Below are 11,069 nucleotides of genomic sequence, written 5' to 3' on the forward strand. Positions count from 1 at the left end.
CTCCTCGGTCACGCTGCCGGCGCCCTGGGCCAGCATGATCGCCGGGTCGCCGGTCAGCCGGATCGCCCAGGAGACCAGGAGCGTCACCACCAGCACTACGAACACCGCGGGCCCACCCATGATCGGCTTCGTCGCCAAACGGGTCGGGCTCGCGGTGTTCGTAGTGCTGGTGGTGACGCTCCTGGTCTCCTGGGCGATCCGGCTGACCGGCGACCCGGCGATCATGCTGGCCCAGGGCGCCGGCAGCGTGACCGAGGAGGATCTGCAGCGGATCCGCATCGCCCTCGGCCTCGACCGGCCCTTCCTGGTCCAGTATCTGGGGTTCCTGCAGGGGCTGCTGAGCGGGGATCTCGGCCGCAGCTTCCTCGGCAACACCCCGGTCACGCTGCTGGTTGGCCGGGCCCTGCCGGCGACGCTGCTGCTGGCCTTCGTCTCGCTGCTCGCCTCGATCGTGCTGTCGATCCCGCTCGGCATCCACGCCGCCGTGCACAAGGGCCGGGCGGTCGATCAGCTGATCCGCATCCTGTCGCTGGTCGGGCTGTCCTTCCCGAATTTCTGGCTGGCGATGATGATGGTGCTGGTCTTCTCCATCGCGCTGGGCTGGCTGCCGCCGAGCGGCATGGAGGGGGCCTCCAGCCTGGTGATGCCGGCCGCCACCATGGCGATCATCCTCACCGCCACCAATGTCCGGCTGGTGCGCACCGCGATGCTGGAGACGCTGTCGGCGCAATACGTCATGGTCGCCCGCAGCAAGGGCCTGCGCGAGCGGGTGGTGCTGTACAAGCACGCGCTGCGCAACTGCGCCATCCCGCTGATCACCTATATCGGGCTGCAGTTCGGCGGCCTGGTCGGCGGCATCGTCGTGGTCGAGCAGGTCTTCGCCTGGCCCGGCATGGGGTCGCTGGCCTTCGACGCCATCGCCGCCCGCGACTATCCGGTGCTGCAGGCGGTGATCACCGTGCTGGCGATCCTGATCGTCGTCATCAACCTCGCGGTCGACATCGCCTATGGGCTGGTCGATCCACGCATCCGGACCGAGTAGCGATGGCGATCGTCGAAGACAGCCGCCCCTGGTCGCGCCGCCTGCGCAACCTGGAGTTCATCCTCGGCGCGGTGCTGACCGGCGTGATGGTGCTGGCGGTGCTGTGCGCCGGCCTCTTGTTCCCCGACGGCGGCGAGGGCTTCGACCTGACCGCCCGGCTGCTGCCGCCGTTCCAGTCCTGGGCGCATCCGCTGGGCACCGACCCGGTCGGCCGCGACGTGCTGGCCCGGGTGGTGACCGGCGGCGGCATCTCGCTGACCGTCGGCTTCGCGTCTGTTGCCGGCGCGGTGGTGCTGGGCACGCTGGCCGGCCTGGTCGCCGGCTACTACCGCGGCCTCTGGGACCTGGTGCTGATGCGCTGCGCCGACGTGCAGCAGGCGCTGCCCTTCATCCTGATCGCGCTGACCTTCATCGCCATCCTCGGCGGCGGCCTCGACCGGGTGATCTTCTTCATGATCGTGTCGCAATGGGTGCAGTACGCCCGCCTCGTCCGCGGCTCGGTGCTGTCGCTGCGTGAGAGCGAATTCGTGCAGGCGGCCGCGGCGATCGGCGTGCGCGACCACCGCATCATCCTCGACCACCTGCTGCCCAACGTGCTGGGGCCGATCATCATCCTGATGACGCTGAACGTGGCCAACAACATCCTGCTGGAAAGCAGCCTGACCTTCCTCGGCCTCGGCGTCGACCCGCTGATTCCCAGCTGGGGCGGCATGCTGGCCGACGGCCGCACCTATGTGCAGACGGCCTGGTGGATCAGCGTCTTCCCCGGCCTCGCCATCATGCTCACCGTGCTCGGCCTGAACCTGCTGGGCGACTGGCTGCGCGACGTCCTCGACCCGACCGGAAAGCTCTGACCATGACCCTTCTCCTGGACCAAGAGGCGCCGCGGACCCTCGACGCCGTGCTGCGCGACCTGTCCGAAGGCCATCAGGGCGCGGCGGTGGAGGCCTGGCTGTTCGAGGACGAGGCCGCGCGCCGCGAGGCCGAGACCACGCTGGCTTCGGCCGGCGTCTCGGCCCGGCTGCGCAGCGCCTACAAGCCGCTGCTGCACGCCGTCCTGGAGGAGATCGAGACCGAGGGGCTGGCGGCGGCCGTCATCCGCTATCCGGTCCATCCCGCCGCGGTGCCCGACCGCTTCCTGATGGAGGCCTATCCGCTGACGGCGCTGCTGGACGGGGTCGAGCTGCGCTTCGAGCCGGGCGACGAGACTTTGCGCTACCGGGTGGCGCTCACATACCGGGACGGCCGGACGGCGACGACCGAAATCTTCGCGCCCAATCATCTCGGCACCGACCATCTCGGCGCCGCCTGCCTGTCGCCGACCGGCTGGCTGCGCGTCACCGGCCGCCCCGAGGGCGAGCCGGACCTGGACGAGCGGCTGGAGACCGAGGTGGAGGGCCTGTTCCGCGCCGCGGTCGAGACCGTGAAAACCCATCCCTGGGGCGGCGACGAGCCCTATTTCGAGCGGCTGTCGATCACGGTCGAGGCGCCGGCGATCGAGCGGGCATTGCCCTTCCACGAAGAGGCCGTCAGCCTGCACGAGGCGCTGCACGAGGATTTGTACTTCACGCTGCTGGAGGTGTTCCAGCGCCATTCCGGCCGTCCGGCCGGCGACCGCCGCTTGCAGCCGGGCCAGATCGTGCCGGAGATCCGGGCCGGCGCGCCGCGGGTGCGGGTCGAGACCGTGGCGTTCGACGTGTCCGGCGAGCCCGGCGACTGGCCGGCGCAGGTGGTGGAGACCGCCGAGGCGCCGCTGTCGATCGAGCAGGTGCATCGCGAGCTGGCGGCGCTGGGCGGGCAGCCGATCCTGGCCCGGTCGCGGCAGGGCCGGGCGGTGCCGGGGCTGATCCGGCCGGGGTCGCGCCCGGCGGTGGTGGTCACCGGCGGCCAGCACGCCAACGAGACCACCGGCCCGGTCGGCGCCCTGCGCGCCGCGCAGATTCTGCTGCAGGACCCGGAGCACCATCTGGCCCTGATCCCGCTGGAGAATCCGGACGGCTATGCCCTGCACCGGCGGCTGTGCCGGGACAATCCGCGGCACATGCACCACGCCGCGCGCTACACCGCGCTGGGCGACGATCTGGAGTACCGCAGCGGCGACGGTCTCTACGAGCGCGCGGCGCGCAGTGAGGCGATCGCCCGCACCGGGGCGCAGCTGCATGTCAACCTGCACGGCTATCCGGCGCATGAATGGACCCGGCCCTTCACCGGCTACCTGCCGCGCGGCTTCGAGATGTGGACCATCCCGAAGGGCTTCTTCCTGATCCTGCGCCATCATCCGGAGTGGCAGGAGCTGGGGATGGCGCTGATCGAGGCGATCACCCGCCGCCTGGCCCGGATCGAGCCGCTGCTGGAGCTGAACCGGATGCAGCTGGCCGCCTACGGCGCCCATGCCGGGGCCGGGCCGTTCACCGTGATCAACGGCATCCCCTGCCTGATCGGCCCGGACGAGCGCCACGTGCCGCCGCTGACCCTGATCACCGAATACCCGGACGAGACCATCTATGGCGACCGCTTCGCCCTGGGTCACCAGGTACAGATGGAGACGGTTCTGGCCGCGGTCGAGCACCATGCGGGGGTGGTGGCCTGACGCGTTCGGACGGCGAGGCCGGAGCCACCCCCTCACCCGAAATCGCTGCGCGATTTCGACCTCTCCCCGGGGGAGAGGTGAAGATTCCCTCTCCTCGGGGAGAGGGAGGGGCCCGCCGCGTTGGCGGCGGGAGGGTGAGGGGGCTGGCTCCGGCCTCTACGTCCTGGTGATCGACACCCCGCCATCGACCAGCAGCGCCGTCCCCGTGGTGAAGCTGGAGGCGTCGGAGGCGAGGTACAGCGCCGAGCGCGCCATCTCCTCCGGCGTCGCCAGGCGCTTCATCGGGTAGAGGCCGGTGATGAAGTCGCGCTCGGCCTGGGTCTTGGCGAATTCCCGATACATCTCGGTCTCGGTGCCGCCCGGCAGCAGCGCGTTGACGCGGACGCCCCGGCCGCCGAACTCGACCGCCAGCGCCTGCACCAGCCCGATCAGCCCGGCCTTGCTGGCGGCATAGGCGGCGACGCCGGGGAAGCTGACCGTGTATCCGACGAAGGTCGAGGTGAAGATCAGCGATCCGCCGCCCCGCCGCAGCATCGCCGGGATCTGGTGCCGCGCCGCCAGGAAGCCGCTGGTCAGGTTGGTCTCCACCGTCTCCCGCCAGGCCGACGGCGACACCTCCGGCGTCGGCGCCATCGGCCCGACCATGCCGGCGGTGTTGAAGGCGATGTCGAGGCCGCCGAAGCGCTCCTCGGCCAGCGCCACCAGGGCAGGGGCGTACCCCTCGTCGGTGACGTCGCCGGCCAGCGCCGCGGCCCGGCCGTCGGCGGCCTCGATCTCGCCCACCAGCGCGTCGAGCTCCGTTTGCCGCCGCGCCCCGGCCACCACGGCCGCGCCCTCGCTTGCGAACAGCACCGCCGCCGCCCGGCCGATGCCGGAGCTGGCCCCGGCGACGATCGCCACCTTGCCCGCCAACACGCCCATCCGATCTCTCCCTTCGTCGTTGGATGCGGCGGAGGATGGCGGTGGCGGGCGGCGGCCTCACTCCGGTTCTTGCCGCGGAATCGGGTTGAGCGGTCAGGCCGCGTCGGCCGCCTCGGGTCGGGCCGCCTCGAACAGCCGGCCGCCGAGGGCCTGGGCGGCCGCCAGGACGTCGCCCGGGTCCGGCGCGTCCGGCGGCAGCACCAGCAGCTCCGAGGTCGCGACCGGGGCGCCGCAATAGCCGAAGATGCCGTGGTCGATCTGGGTCCTCATGGCGACGTCATAGCCGTGCCGCGCATAGGTGGCCCGGTCGGCGCCGCCGAGGCCGACGAGATGGACCGGCAGGCGGCCCAGCTTCTTCTCGGTCCTGCCGCCGGGGGCCTCGTCATAGGCCCAGCCATTGGCGAAGACCCGGTCGATCCAGCCCTTCATCAGCCCCGGCATCGACCACCAGTAGACCGGATAGACCAGCACCAGCGCGTCGGCGCGGTCGATCCGCGCCTGCTCGGCCAGGACATCGGCCGGGGGCGCCGCCTGCTTGAGATGGGCGGCGTGGTCGGCGGCGCTGAAGCGTGGGTCGAAGCCCTCCGCCGCCAGGTCGGCGATTTCGGCGGTGTGGCCGGACCGCGCCAAGCCCTCGGCGAGCCGGGCGGCGACGGCATGGGTCAGCGAGGCGGGATCGGGATGCGAGACGACGACGAGCGCGTGCATGCCGGCAGCTCCTGCAGGTGATTGCGGGGGAGGGGAGAGTGTTATATACTTTTGGTAAGTTACGTTTGGTATATAAGCATGTCAAGCACCGCAGCGAGAGATCCCCAGCCGCGCCGGCGCCTGTCGCGGGAGGAGCGGCACCGCCAGCTGATGGACGTCGCCTGGGCGCTGATCCGGGAGGAGGGGACGGAGGCGCTGACGCTCGGGCGGCTTTCCGAGCGGGCGGGCGTCACCAAGCCGGTGGTCTACGACCATTTCGGCGACCGCACCGGGCTGCTGATCGCGCTGTACCGCGAGTTCGACGACCGCCAGACCGCCCGGCTGCAGGCCGCGCTGGGGACGGATGAGCCGACGCTGGGGGGGCGGGCCGCGGTGATCGCCGCCGCCTATCTCGACTGCGTGCTGGCCCAGGGCCGCGAGATCCCCGGCGTGGTCGCGGCGCTGACCAGCTCGCCGGAACTGGAGCGGGTCAAGCGCGAATGCGATGCGGCGTTCCGCGAGACCTGCCGCGCGGCCCTCGCCCCCTTCGCCCCGGCCGGCGCCATCGCCCCCGCCGGCCTGTGGGCCATGCTCGGCGCCGCCGAGGCCCTGTCCGCCGCCGCGGTCAATGGCGAGATCACCGCCGCCGAGGCGCTGGGCGAATTGGCCGAGACCATCGTCGCGATGGTTGCTAGGACTCGGGGGTGACGCCGGGCGGGACGGCCGGCCATTCCGCACGAAAGGGCAAGCCAGCATGCGCATCGTCGATGTCGTGGAGGTGACGAAGCCGATCGCCTCCCCGATCCGCAATGCCTATATCGATTTCTCGAAGATGACCGCCAGCCTGGTGGCGGTGGTGACGGACGTGGTGCGCGACGGCCGCCGGGTCGTCGGCTACGGCTTCAACTCGAACGGCCGCTATGGCCAGGGCGGGCTGATCCGCGAGCGCTTCCGCGACCGCATCCTGGCGGCGGAGCCGGCGAGCCTGATCGACGAGACCGGCGACAATCTCGACCCGCACCGGATCTGGGCGGCGATGATGGCCAATGAGAAGCCGGGCGGGCATGGCGAGCGCTCGGTCGCCGTCGGCACCATCGACATGGCGGTGTGGGACGCGGTCGCCAAGATCGCCGGCAAGCCGCTGTTCCGCCTGCTGGCGCAGCGCAAGGGCCGCGTCGCCGATCCCCGCGTCTTCGTCTACGCCGCCGGCGGCTACTACTACCCCGGCAAGGACAACACGGCGCTGCGGGCGGAGATGCGCGGCTATCTCGACCGCGGCTACACCGTCGTGAAGATGAAGATCGGGGGCGCCCCGATCGCCGAGGACCGCGCCCGGATCGAGGCGGTGCTGGCGGAGATCGGCGGTGAGGCGCGGCTGGCGGTCGACGCCAATGGCCGCTTCGACCTGGAGACCGCGATCGCCTATGCGAAGATGCTGCGGGACTATCCGCTGTTCTGGTACGAGGAGGCCGGCGACCCGCTGGACTACGCGCTGCAGGCGGCGCTGGCGGAGTTCTATCCCGGGCCGATGGCGACCGGCGAGAACCTGTTCTCGCACCAGGACGCGCGCAACCTGCTGCGCTATGGCGGGATGCGGCCGGACCGCGACTGGCTGCAGTTCGACTGCGCCCTGTCCTACGGGCTGGTGGAGTATCTGCGCACCCTCGACGTGCTGGCGCAGCACGGCTGGTCACCGTCGCGCTGCATCCCGCATGGCGGGCACCAGATGTCGCTGAACATCGCCGCCGGCCTCGGCCTCGGCGGCAATGAGAGCTACCCGGACCTGTTCCAGCCCTATGGCGGCTTCCCGGACGGGGTGCGGGTCGAGGACGGCCACATCGTGATGCCCGACCTGCCCGGCATCGGCTTCGAGGGCAAGTCCGACCTGATCCGGGTGATGCGCGAGCTGGCGGAGTAGGGATGGCCCGCCCCGCTGGCGACAACTTATTTGCCTCTCCCGCTTGCGGGAGAGGTCGGAGACGCGAAGCGGCTCCGGGTGAGGGGGTTTTGTCGAGGCCTGGGCCAGCCCTCACCCGCCAGCGCTGCGCGCTGTCGACCTCTCCCGCCAGGCGGGAGAGGCAATTCGACAACGCCGGAGAGACGTCCGAAGCTGATTAATGGGCTTCGTTCTCAGCGCCCCACCGCATAGGCCTGCATCAGCCGGGGCGTGGCGGCGGCGTGCAGCAGGCCATCGGCGTCGCGGGATGCGGCGACCAGGCGGCCGACCGTCCATTCCGGCGCCTCCTCCAGCGCATGGCCGCGGCGGCGCAGCTCCGCCAGCACCTCGGGCCCGAAGCTCTCCTCCGCCAGCAGATGGCCGGGCTTGCGCTCGCGCGGGTAGAAGGAGCTCGGGAAATGCGCCGTATGGAACATCGGCTGCTCGATCGCCTCCTGCAGGTTCAGCCCGTGATGGACATGGCGCAGGAACAGCTGCAGCTGCCACTGCTCCTGCTGGTCGCCGCCGGGCGACCCGAAGGCCAGGTACGGCTTGCCGTCGCGCAGCGCCAGCGACGGGGTCAGGGTGGTGCGCGGCCGCTTGCCCGGCGCCAGGCTGGTCGGCAGGTCCGGCTCCAGCCAGAACATCTGGCCGCGGCTGTTCAGCATGAAGCCGAGCTCCGGGATCACCGGCGAGGATTGCAGCCAGCCGCCCGACGGCATCGCCGCCACCATGTTGCCCCAGCGGTCGACCGCGTCGATATGCACCGTGTCGCCGCGCCGGGCCGACAGCATGTCGGCCATGGTCGGCTCGTTCGCCGCCAGCTCTTCCAGGCTGGTGCCGCTGACCTTGGACAGCCGGTCCAGCACCGCCATCACCCGGTCCACCTGCGCCTCGTAGCCCGGCACCCGGCCGGGCCGCAACTCGCGCGAGGCGGTGGCGCCGATCAGGCCGCGGCGGGCGTCGTTGTAGGCGTCGGACAGCAGCGCCTCGACCGGCACGTCGACGAAGTCGGGGTCGCCGTAATAGGCCTCGCGGTCGGCGAAGGCGAGCTTCATCGCCTCGGTCACAATGTGCACGAAATCGGCGCTGGCCGGGCCCATCGACGCCAGGTCGACGTCCTTCAGCAGGGCCAGGGTCTGCAGGAACACCGGGCCCTGGCCCCAGGGCCGGATCTTGGCCAGGGTGTGGCCGTGATAGTCGTAGGTCAGCGGCGCCTCATAGGCCGGCCGCCAGCGGGCCAGGTCGTCGCCGGTGATGACGCCGCGATGGCGCCGGCCGCTCTCGTCCATCACCTCGGTGGTGCGGGCGAACCGGTCGATCGCCTCGGCCACGAAGCCCTTGTAGAAGGCGTTGTACGCCGCCTCGGCCTGGCGCTCGCGGTCGCTGCCGGCGGCCTCCGCCTCGCGGATCACGCGCTTCCAGGTCTCGGCCAAAGCCGGGTTGCGGAACAGCTGCCGGGCCTTCGGCCCCGACCCGCCGGGCAGGAACACGGCGGCCGAGGTCGGCCATTCCGCCTCGAAGAAGTCCTTCAGCCCGGCGATGGTGTCGGCGACGCGCGGCAGCACCGGGTGGCCGCTCTCGAGATAATGGATCGCCGGCTCCAGCACGTCGCGCACGGTCAGCGAGCCATGGTCGCGCAGCAGCGTCATCCAGGCGCCGAAGGAGCCGGGGACGACGGTGGCCAGCAGGCCGTTGCCGGGGATCAGCTCCAGCCCTTCGCCCTTGTAATGGGCGATGGTGGCGCCGGCCGGGGCCGGGCCCTGGCCGCACAGCACCTCGGTCTTCCCGGTCTTGGCCGAATGGAACACCACCGGCACGTCGCCGCCGGGGCCGACCAGGTGCGGCTCCACCACCTGCAGCACGAAGGCGGTGGCGATGCAGGCGTCGAAGGCGTTGCCGCCACGCTCCAGCATGGCCATGCCGGCGGCGCTGCCGAGCCAGTGGGTCGAGGTGACCATGCCGAAGGTGCCGAGCAGTTCGGGGCGGGTGGTGAACATGGCTGTCTCTCAGCTTTCGCGGGGGTCGAGGGCGTCGCGCAATCCGTCGCCCAGCAGGTTGAAGCCCAGCACGACCAGGAAGATCGCGCCGCCCGGGAAGACCGACATCCAGGGCGCCTGGCTCATGAAGTTCTTGGCGGTGTTCAGCATCGAGCCCCAGGACGGGCTCGGCGGCTGCTGGCCGAGGCCGAGGAAGGACAGGCTGGCCTCGGCGATGATGGCGGTGGCGATGGTCAGCGTCGCCTGCACGATCAGCGGCGGCAGCACGTTCGGCAGGATGTAGCGGATGATGATCCAGCGGTCGGGCAGGCCGATCGACCGGGCGCCCTCGACATAATCCTCGGTCTTCACGCTCAGCACCTGGCCGCGGGTCAGGCGGATGAACAGCGGCATCGCCGACAGGCCGATCGCGATCATGGCGTTGCCCAGGCTGGGGCCGAGGAAGGCGGCCAGGGCGATCGCCAGGATCAGGAAGGGGATGGCCAGCATCGCCTCGGTGGCGCGCGAGATGGCGCCGTCGACCAGCCCGCCGTAGTAGCCCGCCAGCAGGCCGAAGGGCACGCCGACCGCCAGCGCGATGGCGACCGAGATCACCCCGGCCATCAGCGAGGCGCGGGCGCCATAGGCCAGGCGGGTGAAGATGTCGCGGCCGAGGTCGTCGGTGCCCAGCCAATGCGCGGCGGAGGGCGGCTTGCGGATGGTCAGGAAGCTGGTCTGCAGCGGGTCCTGCGGCGTGATCAGCGGCGCCAGCACGGCCAGCAGCACGAAGGCCAGCACCAGCACGGCGCCGACCACCGCGCCCTTGTTGCGCAGGAACTTCTGCAGGCCGCGGCTGCGTGGCTTCCGAGTGGCGGCTTCCGGGGCCAGAGCGGTCGCGGTCATGACGGGTGCCTCAGCCGCGGGTTGATCAGGATGTAGAGGACATCGGCCAGCAGGTTCATGGCGATGAAGCCGATGGCGGTGCACAGCACCACGCCCTGCACCACCGCGTAGTCGCGGTTGAACACGGCGTCGACGATCAGCTTGCCGAAGCCGGGGATGGTGAAGACCTGCTCGGTCAGCACCGCGCCGGCCAAGAGCTCGCCGAACAGCAGCGTCACCAGGGTGACGATCGGCACCAGCGCGTTGCGGAAGGCGTGCTTCAGCACCACGGCGGGACCCAGCAGGCCCTTGGCCCGGGCGGTGCGGATATAGTCCGAGCGCAGCACGCTCAGCATCGCCGACCTTGTGTGCCGCATCAGCGTCGCGGCCAGCGCGTTGCCCAGCACGAAGGCCGGCATCAGCATGGTCTTGAGGCTGAGCCACAGATCCTGGGACGGGGAGACGTAGCCCGAGGCGGGCAGGAGGCGCCACTGCACCGACACCAGCAGGATCAGCATGATGCCGAGCCAGAAATTCGGGATCGACAGGCCCGAGAGGGCGAGGATGTTGGCGCCGTAGTCGACCGCCGTGCCCTTGCGCACCGCGGCGATGATGCCGGCGGGGATGCCGATCAAGAGGGCGAAGACCATGGCCATGGCGGCGAGCTGGATGGTCACCGGCAGCTTCTGGGCGATCAGCTCCGTCACCGGCGCGTCGGTGCGCAGCGACACGCCGAAATCGCCCTGCACCACCTGGCCGATCCAGGCGACATACTGCACCGGGATCGGGTCGTTCAGCCGGTACTTCTCGCGCAGGTACTCCAGCACCGCGGGGTCGCGCTCCTCTCCCGCCATGGTCAGCACCGGGTCGCCCGGCAGCAGCTTCTGCAGGGCGAAGACCAGCATCGACACCAGGATCAGGGTCGGCACAGCCACCATCAGCCGGCGCAGGATGATCCGCGTCATGGGTGGCTCCCCGCCGCAAGCCCCTCAGAGTCCCCCCTCCCTCCGCGGGAGGGGGGTAGGGGGAGGG

Annotated in this window: 10 protein-coding genes; 5 read left to right on the top strand and 5 right to left on the bottom strand. The window is 70.9% G+C overall.

Features of this window, described 5'->3' with window-relative positions:
* Positions 1 to 118: 118 nt before the first annotated feature.
* The 3 genes from BWR60_RS33820 to BWR60_RS33830 are packed head-to-tail and all read left to right on the top strand — an operon-like array spanning position 119 to position 3,632.
* Positions 119 to 1,042, top strand: a complete 924-nt coding sequence (locus BWR60_RS33820) for an ABC transporter permease (protein ID WP_088157362.1) — start codon at positions 119 to 121, stop codon at positions 1,040 to 1,042.
* A 2-nt stretch (positions 1,043 to 1,044) separates the two neighbouring features.
* Complete coding sequence (locus BWR60_RS33825) at positions 1,045 to 1,896, top strand: ABC transporter permease (protein WP_088157364.1); 852 nt, start codon at positions 1,045 to 1,047, stop codon at positions 1,894 to 1,896.
* Positions 1,897 to 1,898: 2 nt separating this feature from the next.
* A complete protein-coding gene (locus BWR60_RS33830; RefSeq protein WP_088157366.1) occupies positions 1,899 to 3,632 on the top strand; it encodes a M14 family zinc carboxypeptidase in 1,734 nt (577 codons plus the stop codon).
* 156 nt (positions 3,633 to 3,788) lie between these two features.
* Here the strand turns inward: BWR60_RS33830 and BWR60_RS33835 are convergent, their stop codons facing one another.
* Positions 3,789 to 4,553, bottom strand: a complete 765-nt coding sequence (locus BWR60_RS33835; protein WP_088157368.1) for an SDR family oxidoreductase — start codon at positions 4,551 to 4,553, stop codon at positions 3,789 to 3,791.
* Positions 4,554 to 4,646: 93 nt separating this feature from the next.
* Positions 4,647 to 5,261 (bottom strand): NAD(P)H-dependent oxidoreductase, encoded by a 615-nt coding sequence (locus BWR60_RS33840; RefSeq protein ID WP_088157370.1) that lies wholly within the window; start codon positions 5,259 to 5,261, stop codon positions 4,647 to 4,649.
* A gap of 150 nt (positions 5,262 to 5,411) precedes the next feature.
* Here BWR60_RS33840 and BWR60_RS33845 point away from each other — a divergent pair, with 150 nt between their 5' ends.
* Positions 5,412 to 5,948, top strand: a complete 537-nt coding sequence (locus BWR60_RS33845; protein WP_230983268.1) for a TetR/AcrR family transcriptional regulator — start codon at positions 5,412 to 5,414, stop codon at positions 5,946 to 5,948.
* Positions 5,949 to 5,994: 46 nt separating this feature from the next.
* The gene (locus BWR60_RS33850; protein ID WP_088157374.1) at positions 5,995 to 7,158 is read left to right on the top strand and encodes a mandelate racemase/muconate lactonizing enzyme family protein; all 1,164 of its coding nucleotides are present in this window, start codon (positions 5,995 to 5,997) and stop codon (positions 7,156 to 7,158) included.
* 212 nt (positions 7,159 to 7,370) lie between these two features.
* Here BWR60_RS33850 and BWR60_RS33855 read toward each other — a convergent pair whose 3' ends face one another.
* The 3 genes from BWR60_RS33855 to BWR60_RS33865 are packed head-to-tail and all read right to left on the bottom strand — an operon-like array spanning position 7,371 to position 11,002.
* Positions 7,371 to 9,176: a gamma-glutamyltransferase family protein gene (locus BWR60_RS33855; protein ID WP_088157376.1), complete on the bottom strand. Its 1,806-nt coding sequence runs from the start codon at positions 9,174 to 9,176 to the stop codon at positions 7,371 to 7,373.
* Positions 9,177 to 9,185: 9 nt separating this feature from the next.
* Positions 9,186 to 10,058: an ABC transporter permease gene (locus tag BWR60_RS33860; RefSeq protein WP_088157378.1), complete on the bottom strand. Its 873-nt coding sequence runs from the start codon at positions 10,056 to 10,058 to the stop codon at positions 9,186 to 9,188.
* Positions 10,055 to 11,002 (bottom strand): ABC transporter permease, encoded by a 948-nt coding sequence (locus BWR60_RS33865; protein ID WP_088157380.1) that lies wholly within the window; start codon positions 11,000 to 11,002, stop codon positions 10,055 to 10,057. The genes BWR60_RS33860 and BWR60_RS33865 overlap by 4 nt, the downstream gene beginning before the upstream one ends.
* Between the last annotated feature and the right edge of the window lie 67 nt (positions 11,003 to 11,069).

The organism is Inquilinus limosus, from assembly GCF_002195995.1.
GTDB lineage: Bacteria > Pseudomonadota > Alphaproteobacteria > DSM-16000 > Inquilinaceae > Inquilinus > Inquilinus limosus_C.

Coding starts and splice junctions, on each gene's coding strand:
- BWR60_RS33820 (WP_088157362.1), top strand. CDS start 119: ATGATCGGCTTCGTCGCCAAACGGGTCGGGCTCGCGGTGTTCGTAGTG.
- BWR60_RS33825 (WP_088157364.1), top strand. CDS start 1,045: ATGGCGATCGTCGAAGACAGCCGCCCCTGGTCGCGCCGCCTGCGCAAC.
- BWR60_RS33830 (WP_088157366.1), top strand. CDS start 1,899: ATGACCCTTCTCCTGGACCAAGAGGCGCCGCGGACCCTCGACGCCGTG.
- BWR60_RS33835 (WP_088157368.1), bottom strand. CDS start 4,553: ATGGGCGTGTTGGCGGGCAAGGTGGCGATCGTCGCCGGGGCCAGCTCC.
- BWR60_RS33840 (WP_088157370.1), bottom strand. CDS start 5,261: ATGCACGCGCTCGTCGTCGTCTCGCATCCCGATCCCGCCTCGCTGACC.
- BWR60_RS33845 (WP_230983268.1), top strand. CDS start 5,412: ATGGACGTCGCCTGGGCGCTGATCCGGGAGGAGGGGACGGAGGCGCTG.
- BWR60_RS33850 (WP_088157374.1), top strand. CDS start 5,995: ATGCGCATCGTCGATGTCGTGGAGGTGACGAAGCCGATCGCCTCCCCG.
- BWR60_RS33855 (WP_088157376.1), bottom strand. CDS start 9,176: ATGTTCACCACCCGCCCCGAACTGCTCGGCACCTTCGGCATGGTCACC.
- BWR60_RS33860 (WP_088157378.1), bottom strand. CDS start 10,058: ATGACCGCGACCGCTCTGGCCCCGGAAGCCGCCACTCGGAAGCCACGC.
- BWR60_RS33865 (WP_088157380.1), bottom strand. CDS start 11,002: ATGACGCGGATCATCCTGCGCCGGCTGATGGTGGCTGTGCCGACCCTG.